We start from the raw sequence: 22,812 nt of genomic DNA on the forward strand, positions 1-22,812 counted from the left end.
CGGTCCCGCCGGAACCGCACCCGGGGTCTACGCAGCGCGTTGCGCCGATGCTGACGGTGGCGGTGTCGAAGAGCGTCCCGACGTAGAACCGGGTTCGCAGGGGCGCGTTGCGCAGGACCAGGAGGGCACGGATGCCGTACGCGATGAACCTGTCGATCACGAGGGGAAGAGGTGGGTCAGCAAGCCCCGAACGTGGATGGCGACGGCCATCTGCTGCAGGGCATCGCAGGACAGGGCGCATCCCGCACGCCGAGGGCAATGACGACCGTGCGGTCCCGCCACACCCGTTTTCAGGTCGCTGACACCGCCGAGGCCAGCTCCGCACTTGTTGTCCGACATCTACAGCGCCTGCCCGTCAGCAGATCCCGCTCGGCCGAGCACCGCGCACCCCACCCACCACACTTGGGGTGCACCGATGCGCTCCCCGCGCGCCGCGATCGACAGCGGCCTCTGACCAAGCCTCAGCCGTCCAGGAAAACGCCAGCTCAGGGCATACCTGCGCCTGATTTTCCGAGAACCACCCATAACCGGAAACGCTGACCAACGCATTGCGTCTGCGCAGGTCAACCGCCGCAGTCCAGCCCGGACGACACGGCATGAATAACAGAAAACCCCAGGTCAGAAACCTGACCTGGGGTTCAAGAAGAGCCGCCTTCGGGATTCGAACCCGAGACCTACGCATTACGAGGTCGTGAGAGATCGTGACGAGCTATGCCACGCGATCGCAGCAGATCCTGTTTTCGCAGATCAGAGCACTGACCACGGTCCCGCTGCTGGTAAGCCGTGTCGCACCGTCCACAGGCGTCCGCGCTCCCCTTGCGCTCCCCGCCCCTTCGGCAGGGCGATAAACCGGCCTACAAGCTCGGTGGCGACACCATGGTCGCACGGCTTGTCGAGATCCCACACGAGACCGATCACCATCATCCGGGGCCTCCCCGCCCACATGCCTCACGCCGACGAGCACAGCGGCACACGCAGCAACAACAGCAGCTCGACGAAAGGCACCCTCCATCCGCCTCGCGCGTGACAGCCGCCGTCTCGTCGACGCCAGCCGGCTCCGGTACGTCAATGCGGAGCAGCTTGAGCAAGTCAGCGGTGACAACCCGGTAGGCGTTGCCGAGCCGTAGGACCGTACACGGGTACCGGCCACGCTTCGCGAGGTCATACCCCGTCGTCCGGCTGAGGGACAGTGCACGGTTCGCCGTCTCCAGGTCCACGGCCGCGGGCAGCGCGAGCAGTTCCTCGCGCGTCAGCCCACGGGACGCATCGTCGCGCTTGGTGATCACAGAGGATCTGTACCCCGCGAGGCAATCCGCCACCTGTTTCCGGCCAAGCCGCGCCGCCGCAGAATCACCCCACCAAATAACAAGAGTTTTGTTAATGTGACTCCATGGCCACCACCCCAGACCCCGCTCCCGGCGAAGGCCCCGTCCGCCCGGTCTCCGTCTCCCTCCACGAAGGCACCATCGCGGCCCTCAAGGCACGTACCGGTAAGCGGGGCATGTCCGCCTACGTCGAAGCCCTCATCCAGCGACAGCTGGAGCGCGACCGGCTGCACGAACTCATCGAGGACGCCGAAGCCGAACATGGACCCGTCAACCAGGCCGCGGTCGAGGCCAAGCGGGCCATCCTGCGCGGTGACGCAGCCGGCTCGGCGGACGCCGCGTGAGCGGCACTCTCGTCCTGGACTGCGAAGGCCTATCCAAACTCGTACGACGCACACCCGAGCTGACCGAATGGCTCGCCGCCGCCGAGGCCGAGGACATCCGCGTCGTCACCAGCTCCGTCACCCTCGTCGAAGCCCGCGACCCCAAGACCAACCAGGCCCGCTTCGACTACGCCGTCTCCCGCGTCAACATCATCCCGCCCACCGAAGCCATCGCCCGCCACGCCGGCAAACTCCTCGCCGCAGCCGGCCTACACGGCCACAAATACGCCCTCGACGCCATCGTCGCCGCCACCGCACTCACCTCACCCGCCCCCGTGACCGTCCTGACCTCGGACCCCGAGGACCTCCACATGCTGTGCGGCCTTGGTATTCGCGTGGCCAAAGTTTGAACCGCATCGCACCTCGTGTCCGAGAAATCTGCGCCGGCAACAGCACATTTCGCCAGTATCAGGGGCACTGCTCGCAGCCCGAGGTCAGCCGGGAACCTCGGTGCCGCCCCGGGTGAAGCGAGTGCACTTTGTGAGGTCGATCGTGAACTGTCGATCGAGACAGCCGTCCTGCGGTCGCGGACGGCCCATAATGTCGGTGATCGCGAAGACACTGCCGAACATGGCGAGTTGCTCGATGCGCGCGGTAATACTCCGTCACGGCCGAGCCACCGGACGCCGCTACGGAGCGGGAATCCGAAGGCTCATCCCACCAGACCCTCATCTCCGCGATCACCATGGCGAACCGTGGCCGGCGGATGCCGGAGGCCATGCCTAATGGGGTGGCGTCTCGCGTGAGTCCACGTACAGATCCGCCAGTTCCCCTACCAGGTGCAGCGCCAGTCAACGGTTCACCCGACGTTCAGCCGCCGGTATATGACGCGTCGGAGTCGGAGTCCGCGTGTGCCGGCCAATTGTCCCGCCGCTCCCGCGCCACATCCGCGCGCCTGCCGATCCGATCTCCATGGGAGCCGACCCGTTGTCCGCTCAGGGGGAAGGCGGGCGCGGCGGGTGGGGCAGAGGTAATCGGTTCCGGGAGTTCCGGGCGTTCGGGGAGCGCGGGGCGTGGGATGCTCCGGTGGACGGATTCGCCGCCGGTCTCCTGGCTCTGGTGCTCGAAGAAGCGGAGCATCTCCACCGGGAACGGCATGACCAGGGTGCTGTTCTTCTCCGCGGAGACGTCCACCACGGTCTGCAGCAGGCGCAGTTGGAGCGCGCCCGGAGTGTCGGCCATGGTCGCCGCGGCGTCACTCAGCCGCTGGGACGCCTGGAACTCACCGTCGGCGGCGATGACCCGGGCACGGCGCTCGCGCTCGGCCTCGGCCTGCTTGGACATGGAGCGCATCATCGACTGCGGAAGGGCGATGTCCTTGATCTCCACCCGCTCGATGCGCAGTCCCCACGGTTCCTCGGTGGGGGCGTCCATCACCTTCTTGAGCTCCGTGTTGATGTGGTCGCGGTCGGAGAGGAGCGTGTCCAGATCCGCCCTGCCGATGACGGCACGAAGCGAGGTCTGGGCGATCTGGGAGACGGCGCTGGGGTAGTCCCGCACGTTCACCAGCGCCTTGACCGGGTCGATGACCCTGAAGTAGACGACCGCGTCGACGGTGAGCGTCACGTTGTCGGCGGTGATGGACCCCTGCGGAGGGATGCCGAGCACCTCGGTCTGTACCGACACCTTCCGCATCCGGTCCCCGATCGGCCGGATGACGCGCAGGCCGGGCCCGCGGATGTCCGGCAGCAGCCGCCCGAAGCGGAACACCACGCCCTTCTCGTACTGCTGGACGTTGCGCAGGCTCAGGGCGAGCAGGACCAGCCCGGCCACGGCGAACACCACCAGCACGGTGATCAGAACACCCATGGTTCTCACATTCCTCACGTCGATGACGGTCCCGGGACCCGGACGGTCCGGGAGGTGTCCGGCACGGCAGGACCCCGACCTGTCGTCCGTGCTGCGGCCGGGGTCCCGGGCTGCTGTCGCAGGCTCTGCTGTATCGGCCCGGTTCAGCCGGGCGAACTGTGCGCTACGTCGCTCCGGTCGGCCCGGGTGATGCCGGTGGCGGCCAGGATCCGCTCGGCCGAGACGGCGTTGTCGTCCTGTACGGCCATGGCCATCGCGGCACGCGCGGGGCCGGTACCTGCTCCCGGCGGGATCACGAGGAACAGGAAGTGGTCCTGGTCGCCACGGGTGACGATCATGGTGTTGTCGCCCACGGTGGACCAGTCGATGCGGACCATGTGCCCGTCGACGAACAGATGGCCCGGGGAGCCGTCCCAGTCGCTCGCGTCGAGGCCCACGCGGGCGATGGGGCCCAGGCGAGCCGTCAGCGCGGCGAGGAGACCCGTCAGCTGGCTCTTGAGGTCGCGTGTCCGCGGCCACCACGCGCCGTCGAACGTCCCCGTGCGCCGGGCTGTCGTCTCCATCCGCAGGACCGCGGTGCCGGGAAGCACCGGCTCACTGCGGGTGTCCGCCAGAAGCCTCACGGAATGCATGGCGGCGAGCATGGCGACTCACTTCTCTCCCGTCCGGGTCCGGCGCCGTGGCCGGAGCCGTCCGCGTCCCCCGTCGCGGTGGTCGCGGCGATCACCGGCGCCACTCGTTCCGCCACGGCCGCGATGCCTCTGCGGGGCCGATGGTGCCAACCCCCGGACAGCGGACCGGGAGCGGCCGTAGTGGAAAGCAGCGATGCGCTCGTCGTGCTGGTTGTTGAGCAGGTGGATCAGGAGCACGCCCACAACGACCATCGCCAGGAGCACCATCACGGCCACGAAGGTCTCCATGACCCTCACATGCCCTTCGCCGGATGCGGTGTCGGCAGGGCGGCTGCCGGAATGGCAACTACCGGAGCAGTAACTGCCGGGATCCGTGGACGGGAGGTCGGACCGCGGGCCTCACGGCCTCCTTCAGCGTCCCAGACGACCTCCACGGCCCGATCGGTCGCCGTCACGGTGCGCAGACGCGCCGCCTCGTCCATCACCCGGCCCGTGGCCGACGTGCGCAGCGGGTCGCTCACGGCGGCCATCAGCCGCACGGCCGAGACGGGAGTCGTCCGCGGGTCGAGCAGGGCAGTCGATGAAGGAGGTTCCGCCCCCGGATAACAGGAGGGGGGCCACCAGGCGCCGGCCAGGAGAGCCGGAGTCGAACCGGTGAGAGCCGGCGGCATGCAGAGGGACGGAGGGGAGGGCCGACCTTGGAGTGTCGGCGCGTACGAAACGGTCGCAGTCATGATGCGAACCCTGCTCCGGGCCGGTCGGACCGGCCCGGTGTAATCAATCGCCGAAAACGACACAAGCATGAAGGCCGGTGCGCGAAATACCCTCGGTAACATCAGCCTACTCCTCTGGCCGGCCGTACGGGCCCGTCCGCAGGTCGACCTGTCCCAGATGGCCAGTTGATGAACAGATCCGGCGGACCGTTCCACGGACGCGATCCGTGCAAGTGTGGGAAGTGGACGGGCCGACGCCGAGCACCCGGAAACCGATCGGCTGCCGAGGCCGGCCGTCTGTGACAGTGAGGAGCGCGCCATGGGCGCGAACACGGCCGAGACTGCGCTACCCGACACCCTTGAGAAGCTCACAGACCATCTGACGGCCTCCTACGCCGGCCTGCTGACGCCCGCGGTCGTGCGGGAGGTGGTGCAGGACTGCTACCAGCCGCTCAGCAACGCTCGTATCGCCGGCTACGTGCCGATCCTCGTCGAGCACAACAGCCGCGCCAGGCTACGACAACTCGTCCGACGCCCCGATCCCACGGCTCCCCTTCGCGAGGAGTCCGACGGCATACGAGGCCACTTGGTCACCGCGGCTCTGCGACGGCTTCACATCGCCCTGACCCGCTCGGCACCGGCACCGCGCCCGTGATCAGCACGACAACGGTTCTCACGACAACGCCGGCCGCTACCCCGTCGGGGGCACCGCTGAAGCAGCTCCCAGAGCGGCCGTGAACCTCCCGCCCACTCCCCCAGCGTTCCACGGTCGAGCAGATGCAGCCGACCCCGAGGCCCCATCCTGCCGGTGCTTGCGGGGTCACCCAGCGCCTGCCGAGCGGATCGGTCGCCGGCACATCCGCGCCGTTGTCCCCGGCCCCGCCCACCTGTACGGCATCCGCACAGCCGTCACGGCGCATCAGGTCCCGTACCGCGAACTCGAAGGCCTCGTGGTGGAGCCCGTCGAGCTGGGGGAGCCCGTAGCGCAGCCTCCGCACGTGCACCCGCTCCCAGCGGGCGCTCACCGCCCACTGCGTGAGCCAGAGACCGCCGGCCCCGGCCACAACGGCGGCGAGCACGGCGAGCAGCCACCAGTTGCCCAGCAGCCAGGCCCCCGGTGCCGCAGAACCCGACACCCGCGGCAGCCGCCATGCCCAGCACCAACGGCTGGGGCCCTCTCGGCTTCGTCGGGGCCGGGACACACATCGGGGACTTACGAGTCCGGACAGGGACCGCTCCCGAAGCACAGCGACCGGCTCCCCGGACTTGAGTACCGTCGTTCCCCACATACGGATCGGTCCAAGGCACCGTGTCCTCCTCGGTGCTCCTGCGTGGCCGCTCCGACCGGACAACAGGCTTCGGCGCAGCCATTCTTGACACTAGGTCAGGTATTCCGACCCGATGAGAGCGAGCACCCGTTTCGGTCGCTCCGAACACGCGCCGGCTCCGGCGGAACGACGTCGACCAGAACTCATGAACAGCACTTCCGCCACTCGTCCCGTAGACCAAGAACGCGCATCCGAACCGTGGTGGGCCACCTCAACCACGCCCCGCCCGTCGCGTGCCCCCCAGGGCGCACGCGTTCCCATCGCCTGGGCACGTAGACCGCTTCGAGCACGCCGATCCTGTGCCCCTGCGGGTCGACGACGTCATGAGTGCGCCACGCGCGGATGTCGGCTGCGTGGATCATCCGCGGTCCCTCCTGAGCGGGACACGGGTCGACGCGGGCCGCGTCCCTTGGAAGGTCGGCGCCCTGCCGGAACCGGCACTGCGGCTGTACCAACGACTCCGGCGCAACCACGCCGGAGTCGCCCTTCCGGGCGGCTGCACGTGAGAGTGAGCCAACCCACGATCCATGGTACTGCGGCTGGTGCGCCTCGCACCCCTGATGGATACGCCGGTGCGATGGATCCATGCCGTGCTCACCCGCGCTGCAACCGTTGCGTGATCTGCCGGTCCGGTCGTGCCGGCCCTCGTGGCGGACGCGCCGCCGCTCCGCGAGGCCGGAAGAGGAAACCCGCCTCCCCTACGACAGGGCCATCACAACGGCGAGAGGACGAAGGGGATCGAAGCCGGAACGATCAGCGCGTACATGCGTACCGCGCTCGGGCCGTACCGCGCGCACCAGCCCTTGCCGCGCTCCCTGAACAGCCGGCAAGTGGCCGTCCGCTCCGGGTGCGAGACCGTTACATGGGGCGCTACCAGCAGTCACTTGGCAGGGCTAGGCTGTCCGAACAGGCCCCGGCCCCCGGCAGTGATGCTCTGTTCCGCTCCGGGGGCCAGTCGTGTTCGTCCTGCTCCTTATCCTCATCGTGGTCCTGTTCGGCTTCGGCTTCCTCCACCCCATCTGGTGGGCGGCCGCGGCGTCGGTCGTGCTGGTGTTCGGTGCCGCCCAATACGGCCGCCGTGGTGAAGGCGGGGGCTGGGACCGTGGCGGCAGTTCCGGTCCCGGGGAGTACTGGGACCACCGGGACCGCCGTCGGCATCGGGCACGGTGGAGACGCAAGGTCCGTCGGGACAGCGAGTACCGCAGGTGACCGACACCACGGCCCCCCCTACCGGTCCGGCGCGGCCGGCGAACGGCAACGGGCGTGCCGCCGACCCCATGGACAGGATGACTGCGTTGTGAGGTACGCACCATGCACCAGGTGACCACGCCCTGTGAGGAGCAGCCGCTGTCGACGGCTGCGGCTGCGGACCTGCTGGCCGAGGTCGTCGAACTGCGCGCCGGCAACGAACAGTTGGGGCGGGCGCTGGTGAGTCGTGCGGTGATCGACCAGGCGCGCGGCATGGTGATGGCCCTGGCGCCCTGTTCCAGTGAGAGGGCCTGGGATCTGCTGGTGGACGTGTCGCAGCGCTGCAACGTCAAGCTCCGCGACGTGGCCGCGGCGCTGGTCGCCACGACGAAGGACGAGGCGCTCCCGGAACGGGTACGACAGGAGCTGCGCCAGGCACTGCGGCGCCTCCGTTCGGCGGGCCGGAGATGACGGCGTGCGCGCCCGGCGGTCGTCCTGTCGGCTCATCGCCCGTTCGGCCCGGTCATGTGCTGTCGGGGAGTGGGAGGGGCACGCTGGTGTGGGCGGTGCCCGAGGCGCCGGAGGGTGTGGTGGCGGGTGTCGTGGAAGTGGCGCTGAGGGCGAGGAGGGCGACGTCGGCGGCGGGTCCTGCGGGGAATGCGTTCAGCAGCGCGGTGAGATCGCTGATGATCGCGGCGGCGCCGAGGGCGGAAGATCCTCTATGTGAGGTTTTTCGAGGAGATGACACAGAACCGCATCGCCCTGCAGCGCGGTCTCTCGCAGATGCACGTCTCCCGTCTGATCACCCGCACCTGTGCGCGCCTGCGCGACCAGGTGATGGCCGAGCCCCGCGGCTAGGCTCCAGGGATGCGCGGGGCCGTTGCCCGTGGTCGGCGGTGCTCCGCGAAGCCCCGAAACGCGAGAGGCGCGCCGCTATGAGTGAGCAGGACAGCCAATGAGTGAGCAGGACAGCCAGGCCATGCACCACCCCGCAGTGGTTGCGCACCGCAACAGCCGTGCCGGGGACGCCCAACTGCGGATCGCCGACGCCATCACCAAGTTCGCCGGTTCGATGCCGTTCGTCTACATCCATGCGATCGCGTTCGTGCTCTGGATGCTGTTCGTCGAGGCCAGCCCCTGGCCCACGTTGACGCTCGTGGTGTCGCTGGAAGCGATCTTCCTCTCCACGTTCGTCATGATCGGCCAGAACCGGCAGGCGGCCTTCCAGCAGATCAAGGCCGACCACGATTTCCTGGAGCAGGAGTTGGAGCTCAAGACCAACACCGAGCTGACGCGAGCGATCCACCTCATGACCACGGAACTGCACCGCCGTCTGATCGAGGACGGCGCAGAGCGGTAGCGGGCTCCGGCAGGGCGTGGGTCAGGACCCCAGGCCGGCAAGGGGTTCGGAGTCGGCGATGAAGGCGCGGGCCACGTCGGACAAGCGCCGGTTGTGGGAGCGGGCGTAGCCGCGCAGCGCGCTGAACGCCTGCTCCATGTCGATGCCCTGGCGTTCGGCGAGCTTCCCCTTGGCCTGTTCGATCAGTACCCGGCTGTTCAGCGCCGTCTGTAGTTGTTCGTTGAGCACAGTGCTGCGCTGGGCGGTGCGTTGTTGCAGGAGGCTGATGGTGGCGACGTCGGCCAGGGCCTGGGCGATGAGTGTGGCCGGTGGGTCGAAGGGGCCGGGGGCTGCGCGGAAGAGGTTCAGGGCGCCGACGGTCTCGTCCCGCAGGCGCATGGGCAGGGCCTGGACGGCCCCGAACCCGCTGCGGTGGGCCGCCGTGACGAAACGCGGCCAGCGGTCGACCTCCCGGGTCAGGTCGGGGATGATCACCGGTGCGCCGGTGCGGAAGCACTCGAGGCAGGGGCCTTGGTCGTTCTGGAGCTGGAACAGCTCCAGAACACGCACCTGTTCGTCGGAGGCCGCCATGACGCGGAGTTTGCCGTCCCGGTCGGCGAGCAGCACCCCGGCGGCGCTCGCGTCGAGCATGCCGACGCAGCGGTCGGTCAGCAGGCGCAGGAAGTCGATGAGGTCGAAGTCGGCGACCAGGTTGTCGGCCAGCTCGACGAAGGTCTTGGCCAGAAGCTGTTCATTCATCGTGGGCACCCTCAATTGAGCCTTTTCCCGGCCCGACGGGGCGGGAAGTACAGCACGTTCCTCGGCCGGCACCGCCGCGTCAGGTTTTCTCCTCGTCCTGACCCGGCTCCGCGTCCGGTGGGAAACGAAGCTGCCGGGCCACCACGTCCGCGGCCACGTCGGCGAGCCGGCGTCCGTGTGCATAGGCGTAGGCGCGGAGCCTTACGAAGGCTTCCTCGATGCCGACTCCGAGCTGGGCCGTGAGCATCCCGCTGGCCTGGTCGATCTCCGCCCGGTATGCGCCCAGGTCCTCGACGGGACCATCGCGCGGGCCGCCCGTCTCGTCGATTCGCGCGTCGAGCAGTACCCATGTCGCGAGATCGGCGAACGCCAACGCGTCCGCCAGTTCCTCCGCGTCCAACCGGACCGGAACATCGGCATACAGGTCCAGCACTCCCGGGCTGATCGCCCCCATCTGCAGCGGGAGCGCGAACACCGCGCGTGCCCCGGCTTCCAGGGCCGCCTCGGCGAACACCATCCAACGGTCCTGCAGGGCACGGGTGAGCAGATCGGGCGTCAGGACGGCCGAGCCGTGCAGGAAGGCGTCCACACAGGGCCCCTCGCCCAGCGTGAGCTGGAGCTCTTCCAGTTGCTCGCTGATGCCGTCGGTGCTGCACAGCGGGTGGCTCGGCGCGGCCTGGGACATCGCCGACAGCCCGGCCCCGCCGACCGGCAGCGCGGCCACGGCCGCGGTGCACACGTCCACCACGCCGACCCGGGCACCGCGCCGGGCCGCCTGCTCGGCCACCAGCATCCGAATGCGGGCCGACCGCCTCTCAGGGACCACCCGGGCCGCCTTCTCCAGGCATCGTGACAAGACCCTTCGGCCTCGCCGTGGTGCGTTCCCCGACGGGAAGCACCAGCGCGCGGAACCTGGTGGGACCGGCCGGCCTGCGAAGCTCTCCGACATCCAGCCACCCCCAGGAGCGGAACGCAGCGGAGGTTGCACGATCGGCCCGGTCCACCAGCGCGGCGCCGAGTGACGCCTGATGGTCGATCAGCAGCCGCTCCTGCAGCCTGCGGGCGAGGCCACGGTCCTGTAGGTGCGGCCGGATCAGGATGTCACCGAACGCGAAGACCCGGTCGAACAGGGTGAGTTGATCGATGCTGCGCGGCAGTACTCCGTCGAGACCGAACCACCACGAGCCGTCGCCGCGTGCCGGAAACCCGAAGGCGCATCCCATCAGTCCGTCCGTCTCGCCGATCACCATGGCGAATCCCGGCCGGCGCATGTCCGTGGTGAGACGGTTCAGGAAGTTCTGGCGGCCGGGACGGCGGTACGCCTCACCCGGCGCCGTCGCACGGGACTCCGCATACAGTCCCGCCAGGTCCTCAAGCATGTCCTCCACCAGCCAACGGTTCAGCCGGCGCAACCGCACCGGAGCCATGGAGCAGGGCTCGCCGTCTCCCGGCTTCCGTGACTGTCCCCGCCCGACTCCGGCCGTCATCGCACATCGCCCGAGAGAACAGGCGCAAGCGGGACAGACCGGTGTGGCGGGGCTGGAGCGGGCATGGCCGCGGTGTCCCCGGGAGGAGGCGGCAGGGGGCCGAACGGAGTGCCGAGGAGCAGGAACCCGCAGCCGGCGAGGCCGATGACAAGGGCGAGCATCGGCGGCGGGTGGTGCAGTCGCAGGGTCCCGCCCGCCAGGGTGGTCTGCTGCGCGGCGTACAGGAAGGCGTTGAGTCCGCTGCAGTCACAGAAGGTGACGGGGGTGAGGTCGACGTCGATGGTGTGCATGTCGTCGTACAGACACAGCTCCAGTGCGGCGCGCACCAGTGGCGCCGATTCCAGGTCGATCTCACCGGCCAGGGTGATCAGTGCCCGTTTCCTCCGGTCATGGCGATACACGGTGAGCTGCGGGAGGGACATGACGCCTCGGTTCTGGGGACCATCCGGCAGCGGGCGCGGTGACGCCGGATACCCGGCCTGTATGGCGCGCTCCCGGTGGGGGCGTACGTTCGGCGGAGTCGGAGCGAAGGCCGGTCCGACCGCCTGTGCGCCAGGACGGAGGACCACCCGGTTCCCTCCAGGGATGCCGCCGGGTGACGGACTACGAGTCCGCTCCGCGCGCCATCTGTGTCGAGCAACGACAAGCCGCCGGGGTCTGGGACGTCCGTACGCAGCATAGTCCTCGGCGCGGTCCGATGGGTGGCCGGTAACCCGCCTGTTCCCAGGGCCTGGACCGTGGCCGCGATGTGATGCCGTACGCGGGCATGGACGAGGCGCAGCGCGGTACTCGGCAAGCCGCACGGCAGGCGGCGGCCGACGGCTGCCCGGGCACGGCAGTCCGTGCACCACCCGAGGAGGTGGCTTCGCATGACGGAGCCGAACGGTTCGACCCTTCCCAGGCCCGGCTCCGATGAGCCCCGCACCGGCCTGGGCACGACACTGCACGCCGCACATCCCGGGACCCAGGAACCGCCGGAGACCCGCGGCCGGACCACCATCGCCGACGGGGTGGTGGAGAAGATCGCCGGCATCGCCGCACGGGAGGTCCCCGGAATCCACGCGCTGGGCGGCGGATTCACCCGCACCATGGGAGCCATGCGCGACCGGGTCCCGGGCGGGCATCCGAGCGCGGGGCGCGGCGTAAAGGTCGAGGTCGGTGAGAAGCAGACCGCAATCGACCTCCAGGTCGTCGTCGAATACGGGGTGAGCATCACCGACCTCGCCGCAGAGGTCCGTGAGAACGTGATCGCGGCGGTGGAGCGGATGACGGGCCTGGAAGTCGTCGAGGTGAACATCGCGGTCAACGACGTCCACCTGCCGGACGAGGACACGCAGGAGACCGGCGAGGCCCGGGTGCATTAGGGCCTCGCCCGGGCAGACGCGGGCATGGCTGCCCGAGGCAGTCTCCGGCTGCTGCCGGACGGCCGTTCTCAGCAACCCGACTCCATCAGACCCGGGGCACATCAAGGTGCGACCGTCACTCGTGCGAAAGCCGGGACGGCCTACGGAGTCGAGCCGTCCACCAGCGGTACCGGGGCCGCCGACCGCGTGACCGGGGGATCCCGGCGGCTCTGCCGGGGCTGAGCCCGATCCTGACCCGGCGCACGCCGCACCGCCCGCCACGGCCGGGACAACACAGGCGACAAGGTGCGGCGAAGACGCCGTCCGACCGTCGTGCGCCCCCGCGACACCGCCGCGCCGGTGGTCGCGCTGGTACTGACCACGGCGGCCCCGATGAGCGTTCCGGTCACCCCCAGCAGGGACGCCAGCACCGCACCCACCACAGTCGCGAGTGCGCTCGCCACCACCTGCACCGCAGTCAGGTCGAGTACCTTGCGCTTGGGCGCCCGTTCTTCTTCTCTGCGATTCCCCATCGGTGTCCCTTGATAGTTGCGGAGCCCGACAACCGTCGGCGCCGTGACCATCTGCCAGACGGCGGGCGTCAAGGACCAGGCCGGGCGACACCTCGCGGCCACCGCGTGAGGGCCGGACCTGTGCCGCTCACGGTGGGACTGACGCGCCCTTGGTAGAGATCCGGGAGCGTTTCGCGGCCGCGTGCGAACAACTGCGGACCGCGCTGAACAGCCCCGTACTGCTCGAACGGCCAAGGGCGAACTCGCCCCCGCAACCGCCGTCTGTCCGAACGCGCCCGCGCCTTCATCGACAGCTTGGAGCCCCTCCCCCTACTGGTGGCCTGACGCTGTTGCGGGGACGGCGGAAGAGGGCTAGGTCCGGTTGACCCGTCCGGCCACCGCGTGACCGATCAGCAGGTAGACGACAGCGGGCAGACCGTAGTTGACCGCGGTGCGCCAGTTGTCCGAGTGGATGGTGAACAGATTGTGCGACCAGCCCGAGAGCCAGTTCGCCGCGTCGTGGACCCAGGAGACCGCGGTGTTGGCGGTGTTGGCGTCGAACAGGTAGAGGGCGATCCACAGGATCAGAATCAGTGCCGCGATGTCCGCGATGATGGAGATGATCGTCCCCGCGGGGCTTCCGCCGTAGCGTCTGGACATGTCCGACGACTAGCCCTGCCAGCGGAGTTGAAACCTCGCCGCCCCCGCTTGGGACACCGCTCCACAGGCGGCGCCGGCGGGCTGGGGCGAAGGAGGAGACGCCGAGGCCCCGTACGGGTCGAAGCGGACGGCTGCCACCGCAGATCCCGGCTGCGGCGGACACGGCAGTCGTGCCGTCCGTAGGTGGTCAGCGGCGCGCCAGTTGCCGTTCGCCGGCCGCACCGGGCTGGTACGGCAGTCCATAGTGCTTGAAGATGGCTTCCTCCTGCTCGGCGGGAAGCACGCCGTCTGTACCGATCGAAGGGGCCTGCTTCACCAGGGTTCTGACATAGCCGACCTTGACGTAGCCGGGCCCGGCGATCGCGTCCTCGAGGGGAACGAAGACCAGGCGGTGCCGGGTCGGAAGTCCGGTCCGTACCGAGGCCATGGCCGGCTCGTCGGTGGTGGTGTCCACATAGACCGCCTCCAGGACACCGACCTTGTGGCCTTCGCTGTCGACGACATCGCGGTTGCGCCATTCCCGGACATCGGCTGCGTGGATCATGGCCTCTCCCTACCTGGACGGTTCATCGGACGGGGGTGAGTCGCACCCTCGGTCTTCCGCGTAAAGCCGACGCAGCACATGCCGCAGCGCCCGCTGCATCGGCCGCGTCATCGGCTTGCCCTCCCAGACGTCGACCATGGCTGCGGCCACCTCCGGAAGTGTGGTGTGGCACTGCCGTGAGATGTCGACCAGGAGGCCCCTGGCCGTCCCGCGGCTGCAGGGGGTCAGGACCATCATCATGCCGGAGGCCTGGTCGACGACCGCACGGCCGGCCAGCGCCCGCCGCAGCTGATCGTTCTCGGCGCGCAGTGCGACGAGATCCTCTCCCGCCGATGCGTTCCCCCACGTGGCCTCGGCCCGCAGCTTCCACCAGTCCTCTTGGAGCAGAGTTGTGCGTTGCATGGCATGTTCCTCTTGACGAGTTCGACGTGTCCGGCCCTGCTGAAGCCGGGCCGGAAAGCACGGCTGCCGGTCCACTCCACGGTCACCTGGGGTGTTCGTGGTCCCGACGGTCCTCGCGCCGCCAGCGCGCCCGGTTCTGGCGGCTGTAGCGGCGGTCCCAGCGGTCCTGACGATCCCGGCGCTCCTGATAGTCCCGGTAGTCCTGGGGGCCCCGGTGGTCCCCGAGATCGGAACCGCCGCCACTGCTGCGGCCTCCGCCGCGATCACGGCCGTGCCGGGTTGCGCCGTAGACCAGCACCGCCGCGGCCACCCACCAGATGGGGTGAAGGAAGCCGAAGCCGAACAGGACCGCGACGAGGATGAGGAGCAGGACGAACACGGTGGGCCTCCCCGGGAGCGGGACACAGCATCGATACCGGGGACTCGGGCCTCACCCCACAGCCTAGTCCTGCCCAAAGGCTGCGGATACCGTGCGACGTCGACGCGTTCCGCAGGCATGGATGGCTGCTTGACACCTGTCGGGGAACGGCTGCGAGGACTAGCGTGCGCCTTGCCGCCCCTGCCCCCGGCAGCGTCGCACCGCCCACGCGCTCCGCAGAGGGCGCACCCAGCGCATCGGTGCCGGAACCCGCCACGTCACGGGCGAGGCTGTTCCCGTAGATGCCCGTCGTCACGCGATCCCGGCGTGCCCGATGCGCCCCGAGCGGGCACCGATCTGCTGCCCGCCGCGTCGCACGCATCCATGCCAGGCGGTACCCATGTACGCGCTGATCGTTCCCGCTTCGACCCCCTTCGTCCTGCTCGCCACCGTGCTGGCCCTGTCCTGGTGGGAGGACCACATCCTGCCGGCACCGCCGGCCGGGCCGGCCGAAGCACCCGCCGCGGCTCCGTTCACCCCGTCCGCCCCTGCACAGCTCCCAGAACTCGTCAGTGTCGATGCTGCGTTGACAGGGGAGGTTGCCGGGCGTTGACTGGCAGCACGGCGTAGGGCCATGCCACTCCGGACCATCGGGGCGCAGCATTCCACCTTCCCGCTTCGCCCGGACCCCGCGGAATTCAGGAAATCCCCGCGATCTGGAGGCCCGGCAATGATCTGGATTCTTCTCCTTCTGCTGATCCTGGTGGTCTTCGGGTTCGGCTTCACGATGCAGATCCTGTGGTGGGTCGCCGCCGTCCTCCTGGTCCTCTGGATCGTCGGCTTCGCCATGCGGGGGCGCAGTGGTGGCCGCCGCTACAGCCGCAGGTAGTCCGTTCCGGAGCTCGATCCTGCCCGCAGGAACAAGCGGCCTGTACGGCGATCACACGGGGGAACCCACCCACCGGACAAACAGGAGGCGGCCATGACCGTCGGACGGACCATCAGGCACAGGACACAGGCATGGAAGGGCCGGATCACCGAACGCATCGGCCGAACCACCCGCAACAGGCGACTGCAGCGGCGCGGCAGGACCGACCAGGTCTCCGGAAACCTGAAGCAGGCCGGAGACAAGGCCAAGGACGCTTTCAGGCGCTGACAAAGGACGCCCGAGGCGGTTCCCACGTCGTGCGGACACCACCCGGCAGGCCTCAACACCCCATGAGCCGACAGGAATTGACGGCAATGAAGCTGACCAACGTGCACAACGAGAGTCAGAGAAGGCGGCCATGTTCACCGTCGTGATCACCGCTGTGATAGTCATCGGTCTGGCCACCCTCCTCTACTTCGGACGTGGACGGGTACTGGGCAGTGGCCGACGCGGGCTGAAGCGGCGCTTCGGCCCCGAGTACGCCCGCACCGTCGCCCGCCACGACGGCGACACCAAGGCCGCCGAGCAGGAACTCGACAGGCGCGTGGAACGGCACGGGTCCCTCACCGAGCGGCCCTTGTCACCCGACGCCCGCGAGTACTACGTGACTCAATGGGCCGCCGCCCAGGAGCAGTTCGTCGCGTCACCACAACAGGCCGTCACCGAGGCGGACGCGCTTCTGGCAGGCCTGGCAAGGGATCGCGGCTTCCCCGACGGCGAGCAGTTCGAGGACCAGATCGCCGCCCTGTCCGTCCACCACGCCCACTACGTCCAGGGCTACCGCAGCATGCACACCGCAGCCCGCGGCCAGAGCGGCACCGAGGAAATGCGGGAGGCCATGGTCGAAGCCCGAAGCCTCTTCGAGGCGCTGGTCACCGAACAGCCGGCCGACCCGGACCAGCCGACCCCCGACGACCAAGGCCACGCACCGTGGCCACTGACCCGCCGCCATGCGAAGGGAAGCAGCACCTGATGTCGCTCAACGCCGAACACGCACGGCAACCCCGGACCGGGGGCCCGGATGATCCCGCGACGCAAAGCGCCCCGCAGGCACCTCGCACCGAACCCGATCACGCACCGCGTGAGCCCGGCGCCGCCGCCGACAGCCCCGATCGGGGGGCGGGCCAGGACCTGGTCTCGCAGGACGAACGGGACAAGCTCACCCTGCGCCTCCAACAGGCCCTGACCAGCTTCGTCGACAGCCCGCGCGAAGCGGTGGAGGAGGCCGACGCCGTCCTCGACGAGGTCGCTGCCCGGTTCACCGACACCCTCACGGAACGGCGCCGCATCCTGCGCGCAGGCTGGCAGGACACCCACGCGCAGACCGAGGAACTACGACTCGCGCTGAGGCGGTACCGGGAGATCACCGAACGGCTGCTGCACATGTCGGCGCCTGCCGGTCAGTGACACCGTCCTCCCCGCAGGAACACGGCCGCCGCAGGCACGCCGCCGACATGTCGTAGTGGCCGCCCGCGTTCAGCCTGACCGTCCGGCGACGGGTCGCGGATGATCGTAGGAGCCCGCGACCTCCTCTCCGGAGAGCCCGAACTCATCATGCGGGTACGTCAACCGGCGCGGCAACCCGCTCCCCAGCGCTGCTGATCAGCAGTCACTCGCCGTGGTAAAGGCGAGGCAGGTCGATGAGTTGGATCGTGCGGTCGTCCTTCGCGAGGTGGTGCAGTTCATCGGTGAAGCCGGTGCCGCTGAAGCACAACAGCCGTGTCGCCTCGGTGGCCGTGCCGCTTCTGGTCAGGAGGGAACGGATGTGCCGGAGACGTTCCAGGTGGCCGGCTCCCATCACGTCGCTCCACTTCGCTTCTCCGATGGCGAGCAGCACCTGGCGGCCCTCGTGGGACTCACCGTGGACGGCGACGTCGACTTCGTGGCTGGTCCTGGCCGCGGGGTCGTTGACGGCACCGCTGGCGACCCGCGTGACATGCCCTCCGTGAGTGTCGGGCGCAGCGTGCCAGCGGGCCCATTCCCTACAGACCTGCTCGAAGTGCGGGCCGACGACTTTACTGCGGAAGGTGGACTGGGCGCGGCGCCATACGTCGGAGGCCCGCCCGGGGCGTTCCAGATCGCCCCAGGCCGGGCGCATGACCGCGTGGTAGAAGGTGACGAGCGGCTCGGCGATGCGGTAAGCGGAGCGGTTACGGCGAAAGGCATCGGCCTCGTGGGTGATCATGCCGACGTCCTGGAGCACGCTCAGCGGGTGGGCGAGGTCGGTGGACTTGCGCCCCAGGTAGTCGGCGATGCCACCACGAGCGGCGTTGCCGGAGGCGATGGCTGCCAGTACCGAGTGGTACAGCGCGGTGTCACGCAGTTCGGGCTCTTCGGCGAGGAGGTAGCGGGCCTCCCGGAAGAGCGGACGCGCCGGGTTGAGGACGGCACGGATGACCCAGGCGTCGAAGTCGTCCGGCCCGGCAGGGGTGTCCCCCTGTGTGAATTCACGGCGGTAGGCGGGTGTACCCCCGACGATGGCGTTGGTCAGGAGCGCCGTACGCGGGTCGTCGATCTGCCAGAACTCGGCCGCGAGCCGGAAGTCCAGGGTCGGGACCACGAGTTCGAGGCCGGCCCGGCCACGCAGCGGAGCATTGCCGGACAGCAACCGGCCCATGAACGACAGCGCGGAGCCGCACAACAGCAGACGCACGGGAGTGTTGGTGTGCTGGGCAGCAGGGTCCAGAGCGCGCTGGATGATCGAAGGCAGGGAGGGAGACGCCTTGGCGAGGAAAGGGAACTCGTCGATGACCGCCACGGTGGGCCCGCCCGAGTCGGCAATGCGCATGAGTTCCGTGACCGCCTCGTCCCAGTGCGCGAAACGGAACGGAGTGGGCTGCCCGCGATGACGGGCCAGCGCCTCACCGAACTGACGCAGGGCGTCGGCCTCGGTGGTCTCGGTGGCGGTGAACATGAAGCCGCCACTGGCACGAGTGACAGCGTCGAGCAGGAAGGTCTTGCCCTGTCGGCGGCGACCGGAGACCACGCCCAGCGTGGCCCGCGGGCCAGGCAAGGTGGCGAACCGGGTCAGCTCGGCCCATTCGAAAACACGGTCGAACATCTCGGCGGGCTTGTCCACGGCACCAGCTCCAACATATAGATGGAGTTATTATAGCTGAACTTATTCGTCACGCCCGCTCGACGATAACCGTTTCCAGTCGATGCGCCCGTTGAGGATTCCGGCTCGTTCCGCGGTCCTTCCGCGTTCGCGCCGCCGGGCCGCCCTGCGGCTCTTCCGGCCGGGTGGAGGTGTCGTAGACCTTCGATGAGGAGGCGGGCGGGATCGAGCCGAGCAGTGGGGGCACGCCGTAGCCGGAGTTCGAGGCCGCGAGGATCTCCGCATCGTCGGCCTTCAACTCGCGCCGTCCGGACGGCTCCGGGAGTACCACGGTGCACCTCGCGCACGTACGGCATTCACACTCCCGCCCTCGCCCCGGACGGCATCACCGGACCGACGGAACCGACCGAGCCAACCTTCCTGCGCAGGGTTGTGCGACATCGACAACTTGGCCATAGCCAGCGCTTCCCGCTCGGACGCCCGCCATCAATGCCAGCTGCTGCACTACAGATGCACGGATGCGCTCCCCTCCCGCAGGCCATTGCCGACCAGAACCGATCAGGCGGCGGCGAGCCCTCGAACCCACAAGGTCAGAGGGGTACCGGCACGCGCACCCCCGCGAACCACACCACCAGAAACCTCCGACCTACGCATTGCGGCTGCACTGGTCAACAGCCGCAATCCCGGCCGGACGAGACAACATGAATGACAGAAAACCCCAGGTCAGAGGCCTGACCCGGGGTTCCAAATGGAGCCGCCTTCGGGATTCGAACCCGAGACCTACGCATTACGAGTGCGTTGCTCTGGCCATCTGAGCTAAGGCGGCGCGCCGTCCGCACCATGGTGCGATCAGCAACGTCGGTAAGTCTACACAGTTTCGAGGGGTGCTCCGTACCAGCCCCGGGCGGTGCCTCCGCGGGGCTGGTCGCAGGGCTATGAGCAGCGCTTTCCCTGGGTCGGAGGGGTTCCGCGGAGCAGGTAGGCGTCGATCGTGGAGTCGATGCAGGTGCTGCCGCGGCCGAAGGCGGTGTGGCCGTCGCCCTCGTAGGTGAGGAGGCGGGCCGAGGCGAGCTGGCGGGACAGGGACTGGGCCCAGCGGTAGGGGGTCGCCGGGTCGCGGGTGGTGCCGACCACGACGATCGGGGCGGCTCCCTTCGCCTTGATGCGGTGCGGGGCGCCCGTCGGCTGCACCGGCCAGTACGCGCAGTTCAGGGAGGCCCAGGCGAGGCCCCTGCCGAAGACCGGGGAGGCCTTCTCGAAGGACGGGAGCGCTTTCTCCACCTGTTCGGGACCGGCGAAGGCGCCCGGGAGGTCCAGGCAGTTCACGGCGGCGTTGGCGGACATCAGGTTCGCGTAGTGGCCGTCGGCGTTGCGCTCGTAGTAGCTGTCGGAGAGGACGAGCAGGCCCGCGCCGTCGTTCTCCTTGATTGCCGAGGTCAGCGCCTCGCGCAGCTGCGCCCACGTGCCCTGGTCGTACATCGCTGCGATCACGCCGGTGGTGGCGAGGGCCTCGCCGAGCTTGCGGCCGTCGGCGTCACCGGTGGGGATGGGGTGCGTGTCCAGTTCCTTGAAGAAGGCGCTGAGGTTGGCGCCGACCTGGGCGGGCGTGGTGCCCTTGCGGCCGAGCGGACAGTCGGGCTGCTGCACGCAGTCCTTCGCGAAGGACTGGAACGCCGTCTCGAATCCCGCGGTCTGGTCCAGATTCAGTTCGCGGCTGCTCAGCGAGGGGTCCATCGCGCCGTCCAGCACCAGCCGGCCCACCCGTTCCGGGAAGAGTCCGGCGTACGTCGCCCCGAGGAACGTCCCGTACGACGCCCCCACATAGGTCAGCTTGGAGTCCCCCAGCGCCGCCCGCACGATGTCCATGTCGCGGGCCGCCTCGACGGTGGAGACATGCCGCAGCAGCCGGGCCGAGTGCTGCCCGCAGCTCTCCGCGAACTTCCGGTACGCGCGGACGAGTTCGTTGGTCTCATGGACGGAGTCGGGGGTGGTGTCCGTCTGTGTGTACGCGTCCATCTGCCGGCCGTCGAGGCATTCGACGGGCTCGCTGCGGGCGACGCCGCGCGGGTCGACGGCGACCATGTCGTAGCGGGCGCGGACCTGGGCCGGGTAGCCGACACCGGCGTACTGCTGCAGGTACCCGATCGCCGAGCCGCCCGGGCCGCCCGGGTTCACCAGCAGGGAACCGAGCGGCTTGCCCTTGCCGGTGGCCTTCTTGCGGGCGACGGCGAGCTGTACGTCCCCGGCGTCCGGCCTGGCGTAGTCCAGCGGTGCCTTCATCGTGGCGCACTCGAAGCCCGCGGCACCGCAGGTCCGCCAGCTCAGCTTCTGCCCGTAGTACGGCGAAAGGGCTGACGGTGTCGACCGCGGCAGCGCGGCCAGCACCGCATCCGCCGCATTGCCGCCGGTGCTCGCGGTGCCTCCGGTGGAGCAGGCGGAGACGAGCAGTGCGGCCGCGGCGAGGAGGGTGGCTGCGGTTCTGGGACTGCAGGGACGGGAGCTGCGCCTGATGTACATCAGGAGATGGTAACTCTATGCAGCCGTGCAGATGCTCTCCGTGCACACCGTGGCTCGTACGAATTACCTCGTCAACTTCCTGTTGATCACCGGCCTTCGCGCGCCGTCAGCCCGCTGCGCCGTCAGCCCGCTCTGAGGGCCATCGTCATCGCCTCCACCGCCAGCAGTGGAGCGACATTGCGGTCGAGGGCCTCGCGGCAGGCGGCGATCGCCTCGATGCGGCGGAGGGTGGACTCGGGGGAACCGGCGCGTGCGAGGCGCTCCAGGGTGCTCTCGGCGTCCGCGTTGGCGAGGGCCACGCGGGTGCCGAGCTGGAGAGCCAGGACGTCGCGGTAGAAGCCGGTGAGGTCGGTCAGGGCGAGGTCGAGGCTGTCGCGCTGCGTACGCGTTCTGCGCCGCTTCTGCTTGTCCTCCAGGTCCTTCATCACGCCCGCCGTGCCACGCGGCATCCGGCCGCCCTGGCCCGCGCCGAGCGCTGCCTTCAGCTCCTCGGTCTCCTTGCCGTCCCGCTCCTCGGCGAGCTGTTTGGCGTCCTCGGCGGCCGCGTCGACGAGTTCCTGGGCGGCCTTGAGGCAGCCGCCGACGTCCTCGACGCGCAGCGGGAGCTTCAGGACGGCGGCGCGGCGCTCGCGGGCGGCCGGGTCGGTGGCCAGGCGGCGGGCCCGGTCGACGTGCCCCTGCGTGGCGCGGGCCGCCGCTGCGGCAACGGCCGGTTCGATGCCTTCCCGCCGTACGAGCAGGTCGGCGACGGCGTCCACCGAAGGCGTGAGCAGGTTCAGGTGGCGGCAGCGGGAGCGGATGGTGGGCAGGACGTCCTCGATGGAGGGGGCGCACAGCAGCCAGACCGTACGCGGGGCGGGCTCCTCCACGGCTTTCAGGACGGCGTTGGCGGACTTCTCGTTCAGCCGCTCGGCGTCCTCGACGAGGATGATCTGCCAGCGGCCGTTGGCAGGCGAGGTGAACGACTTGCGGACGGTGTCGCGCATGTCTTCGGCGAGGATCTGCGTGCCGACGGCGGCAACGGTGGTGACGTCCGCGTGCGTGCCGACCAGGGCGGTGTGGCATCCGTCGCAGAACCCGCAGCCCGGGACTCCGCCGAGGGCGCGGTCGGGGCTGACGCACTGCAGGGCGGCGGCGAACGCCCGCGCCGCCTGGGTCCGCCCGGCGCCCGGCGGGCCCGTGAACAGCCAGGCGTGCGTCATCTTCGACGCCTCGGGCGGCGGTGCGTCGGAGGCGGCCGCGGTGACCAGCGCATCGGCGTCCCGGGCAGCGGCGCCGAGCTGCTCGGCCACCTTCTCCTGGCCGACGAGGTCGTCCCAGACGGTCATGCGCTCACCCCGCCCTTTCGTCACGTTTCACGTTGCGGGATCCATTGTGCGACCCGCCACTGACAACGACGGCCGAGCGCCCGGCGACAGGGCTTCGAAGGCCCGCACCCCGGCACGGCAAAAAAGCCGGCCCCACGCCACCAGCTGTCCCACCCAGGCCTCAACGTCCCCCGGACCAGACCTGCAATCCCGCACTGCC

28 protein-coding genes, 1 tRNA gene and 3 pseudogenes are annotated in these 22,812 nt (G+C 69.4%); 13 read left to right on the forward strand and 19 right to left on the reverse strand.

All coding sequences use genetic code 11. From position 1 onward, the window contains the following. Positions 1-49: 49 nt before the first annotated feature. A pseudogene (locus ACFY1E_RS05750) lies at positions 50-284 on the reverse strand (hypothetical protein); the annotation flags it as partial. 789 nt (positions 285-1,073) lie between these two features. Next, a pseudogene (locus tag ACFY1E_RS05755) lies at positions 1,074-1,286 on the reverse strand (hypothetical protein); the annotation flags it as partial. Positions 1,287-1,390: 104 nt separating this feature from the next. On the opposite strand from ACFY1E_RS05755, the gene ACFY1E_RS05760 reads away from it, so the two are divergent. Beyond that, positions 1,391-1,669 (forward strand): hypothetical protein, encoded by a 279-nt coding sequence (locus tag ACFY1E_RS05760; protein ID WP_389071894.1) that lies wholly within the window; start codon positions 1,391-1,393, stop codon positions 1,667-1,669. Further along, entirely contained in the window at positions 1,666-2,058 is a 393-nt protein-coding gene (locus ACFY1E_RS05765; protein WP_389071896.1) for a type II toxin-antitoxin system VapC family toxin, read from the forward strand. Before ACFY1E_RS05760 ends, ACFY1E_RS05765 begins: the two co-directional genes overlap by 4 nt. 460 nt (positions 2,059-2,518) lie before the next feature. Here ACFY1E_RS05765 and ACFY1E_RS05770 read toward each other — a convergent pair whose 3' ends face one another. From ACFY1E_RS05770 to ACFY1E_RS05780, 3 genes are all read right to left on the reverse strand, one after another. After that, positions 2,519-3,517 carry a slipin family protein gene (locus ACFY1E_RS05770; RefSeq protein ID WP_232649520.1) on the reverse strand — a complete coding sequence of 333 codons (999 nt, stop codon included), beginning with the start codon at positions 3,515-3,517 and terminating at the stop codon, positions 2,519-2,521. A 143-nt stretch (positions 3,518-3,660) separates the two neighbouring features. Then, entirely contained in the window at positions 3,661-4,149 is a 489-nt protein-coding gene (locus ACFY1E_RS05775) for a DUF5994 family protein (protein WP_389071898.1), read from the reverse strand. Positions 4,150-4,442: 293 nt separating this feature from the next. After that, positions 4,443-4,883 (reverse strand): hypothetical protein, encoded by a 441-nt coding sequence (locus tag ACFY1E_RS05780; protein WP_389071900.1) that lies wholly within the window; start codon positions 4,881-4,883, stop codon positions 4,443-4,445. 298 nt (positions 4,884-5,181) lie between these two features. Between ACFY1E_RS05780 and ACFY1E_RS05785 the strand changes: the two genes are divergently transcribed. Further along, complete coding sequence (locus ACFY1E_RS05785) at positions 5,182-5,517, forward strand: three-helix bundle dimerization domain-containing protein (RefSeq protein ID WP_351472261.1); 336 nt, start codon at positions 5,182-5,184, stop codon at positions 5,515-5,517. Here the strand turns inward: ACFY1E_RS05785 and ACFY1E_RS05790 are convergent. Next, positions 5,453-5,998, reverse strand: coding sequence for a hypothetical protein (locus ACFY1E_RS05790; protein WP_389071902.1), 546 nt, complete (start codon positions 5,996-5,998; stop codon positions 5,453-5,455). The genes ACFY1E_RS05785 and ACFY1E_RS05790 overlap by 65 nt on opposite strands. A 1,149-nt stretch (positions 5,999-7,147) precedes the next feature. On the opposite strand from ACFY1E_RS05790, the gene ACFY1E_RS05795 reads away from it, so the two are divergent. From ACFY1E_RS05795 to ACFY1E_RS05810, 4 genes and pseudogenes are all read left to right on the forward strand, one after another. Continuing rightward, positions 7,148-7,399: a hypothetical protein gene (locus tag ACFY1E_RS05795; RefSeq protein WP_389071904.1), complete on the forward strand. Its 252-nt coding sequence runs from the start codon at positions 7,148-7,150 to the stop codon at positions 7,397-7,399. A gap of 102 nt (positions 7,400-7,501) precedes the next feature. Beyond that, positions 7,502-7,849, forward strand: coding sequence for an ANTAR domain-containing protein (locus tag ACFY1E_RS05800; protein ID WP_351472266.1), 348 nt, complete (start codon positions 7,502-7,504; stop codon positions 7,847-7,849). Between the two features lie 231 nt (positions 7,850-8,080). After that, positions 8,081-8,236 (forward strand): annotated as a pseudogene (locus tag ACFY1E_RS05805) (sigma factor-like helix-turn-helix DNA-binding protein); the annotation flags it as partial. Positions 8,237-8,333: 97 nt separating this feature from the next. After that, on the forward strand, positions 8,334-8,738 hold the full coding sequence (locus tag ACFY1E_RS05810; RefSeq protein ID WP_389071907.1) for a DUF1003 domain-containing protein: 405 nt from the start codon (positions 8,334-8,336) through the stop codon (positions 8,736-8,738). A 21-nt stretch (positions 8,739-8,759) separates the two neighbouring features. Here ACFY1E_RS05810 and ACFY1E_RS05815 read toward each other — a convergent pair whose 3' ends face one another. From ACFY1E_RS05815 to ACFY1E_RS05830, 4 genes are all read right to left on the reverse strand, one after another. Continuing rightward, positions 8,760-9,476, reverse strand: coding sequence for a GAF and ANTAR domain-containing protein (locus ACFY1E_RS05815; RefSeq protein WP_358602255.1), 717 nt, complete (start codon positions 9,474-9,476; stop codon positions 8,760-8,762). 79 nt (positions 9,477-9,555) lie between these two features. Next, positions 9,556-10,302, reverse strand: a complete 747-nt coding sequence (locus ACFY1E_RS05820) for an ANTAR domain-containing protein (RefSeq protein ID WP_389071909.1) — start codon at positions 10,300-10,302, stop codon at positions 9,556-9,558. Beyond that, a complete protein-coding gene (locus ACFY1E_RS05825) occupies positions 10,292-10,855 on the reverse strand; it encodes a hypothetical protein (protein WP_389073326.1) in 564 nt (187 codons plus the stop codon). Before ACFY1E_RS05825 ends, ACFY1E_RS05820 begins: the two co-directional genes overlap by 11 nt. 104 nt (positions 10,856-10,959) lie before the next feature. After that, complete coding sequence (locus ACFY1E_RS05830) at positions 10,960-11,385, reverse strand: STAS domain-containing protein (protein ID WP_389071911.1); 426 nt, start codon at positions 11,383-11,385, stop codon at positions 10,960-10,962. A gap of 447 nt (positions 11,386-11,832) precedes the next feature. Between ACFY1E_RS05830 and ACFY1E_RS05835 the strand changes: the two genes are divergently transcribed. Continuing rightward, positions 11,833-12,327, forward strand: coding sequence for an Asp23/Gls24 family envelope stress response protein (locus tag ACFY1E_RS05835; protein WP_389071914.1), 495 nt, complete (start codon positions 11,833-11,835; stop codon positions 12,325-12,327). Positions 12,328-13,190: 863 nt separating this feature from the next. Here the strand turns inward: ACFY1E_RS05835 and ACFY1E_RS05840 are convergent. The 4 genes from ACFY1E_RS05840 to ACFY1E_RS05855 all read right to left on the reverse strand — a co-directional run bounded on the left by ACFY1E_RS05840 (position 13,191) and on the right by ACFY1E_RS05855 (position 14,803). Continuing rightward, positions 13,191-13,478 (reverse strand): hypothetical protein, encoded by a 288-nt coding sequence (locus ACFY1E_RS05840; protein ID WP_389071916.1) that lies wholly within the window; start codon positions 13,476-13,478, stop codon positions 13,191-13,193. A gap of 187 nt (positions 13,479-13,665) precedes the next feature. After that, complete coding sequence (locus ACFY1E_RS05845) at positions 13,666-14,022, reverse strand: PRC-barrel domain-containing protein (RefSeq protein WP_389071918.1); 357 nt, start codon at positions 14,020-14,022, stop codon at positions 13,666-13,668. Positions 14,023-14,031: 9 nt separating this feature from the next. Next, entirely contained in the window at positions 14,032-14,424 is a 393-nt protein-coding gene (locus ACFY1E_RS05850) for an ANTAR domain-containing protein (RefSeq protein ID WP_389071920.1), read from the reverse strand. Positions 14,425-14,506: 82 nt separating this feature from the next. Beyond that, on the reverse strand, positions 14,507-14,803 hold the full coding sequence (locus ACFY1E_RS05855; RefSeq protein ID WP_351472290.1) for a hypothetical protein: 297 nt from the start codon (positions 14,801-14,803) through the stop codon (positions 14,507-14,509). A 379-nt stretch (positions 14,804-15,182) separates the two neighbouring features. On the opposite strand from ACFY1E_RS05855, the gene ACFY1E_RS05860 reads away from it, so the two are divergent. From ACFY1E_RS05860 to ACFY1E_RS05880, 5 genes are all read left to right on the forward strand, one after another. After that, entirely contained in the window at positions 15,183-15,395 is a 213-nt protein-coding gene (locus ACFY1E_RS05860; RefSeq protein ID WP_358609179.1) for a hypothetical protein, read from the forward strand. 117 nt (positions 15,396-15,512) lie between these two features. Then, positions 15,513-15,671 carry a hydrophobic protein gene (locus ACFY1E_RS05865; protein ID WP_232649502.1) on the forward strand — a complete coding sequence of 53 codons (159 nt, stop codon included), beginning with the start codon at positions 15,513-15,515 and terminating at the stop codon, positions 15,669-15,671. A gap of 93 nt (positions 15,672-15,764) precedes the next feature. Beyond that, entirely contained in the window at positions 15,765-15,938 is a 174-nt protein-coding gene (locus ACFY1E_RS05870; RefSeq protein ID WP_232649501.1) for a CsbD family protein, read from the forward strand. Between the two features lie 130 nt (positions 15,939-16,068). Further along, on the forward strand, positions 16,069-16,683 hold the full coding sequence (locus ACFY1E_RS05875) for a hypothetical protein (protein WP_358609184.1): 615 nt from the start codon (positions 16,069-16,071) through the stop codon (positions 16,681-16,683). Then, positions 16,683-17,117 (forward strand): hypothetical protein, encoded by a 435-nt coding sequence (locus ACFY1E_RS05880; protein WP_389071925.1) that lies wholly within the window; start codon positions 16,683-16,685, stop codon positions 17,115-17,117. Before ACFY1E_RS05875 ends, ACFY1E_RS05880 begins: the two co-directional genes overlap by 1 nt. 202 nt (positions 17,118-17,319) lie before the next feature. On the opposite strand, the gene ACFY1E_RS05885 is transcribed toward ACFY1E_RS05880, so the two are convergent. From ACFY1E_RS05885 to ACFY1E_RS05905, 5 genes are all read right to left on the reverse strand, one after another. Next, positions 17,320-18,771, reverse strand: a complete 1,452-nt coding sequence (locus ACFY1E_RS05885) for an ATP-binding protein (RefSeq protein WP_389073329.1) — start codon at positions 18,769-18,771, stop codon at positions 17,320-17,322. A gap of 67 nt (positions 18,772-18,838) precedes the next feature. Further along, a complete protein-coding gene (locus ACFY1E_RS05890; protein ID WP_389071927.1) occupies positions 18,839-19,099 on the reverse strand; it encodes a hypothetical protein in 261 nt (86 codons plus the stop codon). 418 nt (positions 19,100-19,517) lie between these two features. Continuing rightward, positions 19,518-19,594 (reverse strand) — tRNA-Thr (locus ACFY1E_RS05895). Positions 19,595-19,701: 107 nt separating this feature from the next. Beyond that, the gene (locus ACFY1E_RS05900) at positions 19,702-21,285 is read right to left on the reverse strand and encodes an alpha/beta hydrolase (protein WP_389071930.1); all 1,584 of its coding nucleotides are present in this window, start codon (positions 21,283-21,285) and stop codon (positions 19,702-19,704) included. A 122-nt stretch (positions 21,286-21,407) separates the two neighbouring features. Next, positions 21,408-22,613, reverse strand: coding sequence for a DNA polymerase III subunit delta' (locus ACFY1E_RS05905; protein ID WP_389071932.1), 1,206 nt, complete (start codon positions 22,611-22,613; stop codon positions 21,408-21,410). Between the last annotated feature and the right edge of the window lie 199 nt (positions 22,614-22,812).

Origin of the sequence: Streptomyces sp. NPDC001604 (assembly GCF_042893475.1) — a bacterium.
GTDB lineage: Bacteria > Actinomycetota > Actinomycetes > Streptomycetales > Streptomycetaceae > Streptomyces.

Bases quoted from the DNA above. Each gene is read 5' to 3' on its own strand.
- ACFY1E_RS05760 (WP_389071894.1), top strand. From the start codon at position 1,391: ATGGCCACCACCCCAGACCCCGCTCCCGGCGAAGGCCCCGTCCGCCCG.
- ACFY1E_RS05770 (WP_232649520.1), bottom strand. From the start codon at position 3,517: ATGGGTGTTCTGATCACCGTGCTGGTGGTGTTCGCCGTGGCCGGGCTG.
- ACFY1E_RS05775 (WP_389071898.1), bottom strand. From the start codon at position 4,149: ATGCATTCCGTGAGGCTTCTGGCGGACACCCGCAGTGAGCCGGTGCTT.
- ACFY1E_RS05780 (WP_389071900.1), bottom strand. From the start codon at position 4,883: ATGACTGCGACCGTTTCGTACGCGCCGACACTCCAAGGTCGGCCCTCC.
- ACFY1E_RS05785 (WP_351472261.1), top strand. From the start codon at position 5,182: ATGGGCGCGAACACGGCCGAGACTGCGCTACCCGACACCCTTGAGAAG.
- ACFY1E_RS05800 (WP_351472266.1), top strand. From the start codon at position 7,502: ATGCACCAGGTGACCACGCCCTGTGAGGAGCAGCCGCTGTCGACGGCT.
- ACFY1E_RS05810 (WP_389071907.1), top strand. From the start codon at position 8,334: ATGAGTGAGCAGGACAGCCAGGCCATGCACCACCCCGCAGTGGTTGCG.
- ACFY1E_RS05815 (WP_358602255.1), bottom strand. From the start codon at position 9,476: ATGAATGAACAGCTTCTGGCCAAGACCTTCGTCGAGCTGGCCGACAAC.
- ACFY1E_RS05825 (WP_389073326.1), bottom strand. From the start codon at position 10,855: ATGCTTGAGGACCTGGCGGGACTGTATGCGGAGTCCCGTGCGACGGCG.
- ACFY1E_RS05830 (WP_389071911.1), bottom strand. From the start codon at position 11,385: ATGTCCCTCCCGCAGCTCACCGTGTATCGCCATGACCGGAGGAAACGG.
- ACFY1E_RS05835 (WP_389071914.1), top strand. From the start codon at position 11,833: ATGACGGAGCCGAACGGTTCGACCCTTCCCAGGCCCGGCTCCGATGAG.
- ACFY1E_RS05840 (WP_389071916.1), bottom strand. From the start codon at position 13,478: ATGTCCAGACGCTACGGCGGAAGCCCCGCGGGGACGATCATCTCCATC.
- ACFY1E_RS05845 (WP_389071918.1), bottom strand. From the start codon at position 14,022: ATGATCCACGCAGCCGATGTCCGGGAATGGCGCAACCGCGATGTCGTC.
- ACFY1E_RS05850 (WP_389071920.1), bottom strand. From the start codon at position 14,424: ATGCAACGCACAACTCTGCTCCAAGAGGACTGGTGGAAGCTGCGGGCC.
- ACFY1E_RS05860 (WP_358609179.1), top strand. From the start codon at position 15,183: ATGTACGCGCTGATCGTTCCCGCTTCGACCCCCTTCGTCCTGCTCGCC.
- ACFY1E_RS05865 (WP_232649502.1), top strand. From the start codon at position 15,513: ATGATCTGGATTCTTCTCCTTCTGCTGATCCTGGTGGTCTTCGGGTTC.
- ACFY1E_RS05870 (WP_232649501.1), top strand. From the start codon at position 15,765: ATGACCGTCGGACGGACCATCAGGCACAGGACACAGGCATGGAAGGGC.
- ACFY1E_RS05875 (WP_358609184.1), top strand. From the start codon at position 16,069: ATGTTCACCGTCGTGATCACCGCTGTGATAGTCATCGGTCTGGCCACC.
- ACFY1E_RS05880 (WP_389071925.1), top strand. From the start codon at position 16,683: ATGTCGCTCAACGCCGAACACGCACGGCAACCCCGGACCGGGGGCCCG.
- ACFY1E_RS05885 (WP_389073329.1), bottom strand. From the start codon at position 18,771: ATGTTCGACCGTGTTTTCGAATGGGCCGAGCTGACCCGGTTCGCCACC.
- ACFY1E_RS05900 (WP_389071930.1), bottom strand. From the start codon at position 21,285: ATGTACATCAGGCGCAGCTCCCGTCCCTGCAGTCCCAGAACCGCAGCC.
- ACFY1E_RS05905 (WP_389071932.1), bottom strand. From the start codon at position 22,613: ATGACCGTCTGGGACGACCTCGTCGGCCAGGAGAAGGTGGCCGAGCAG.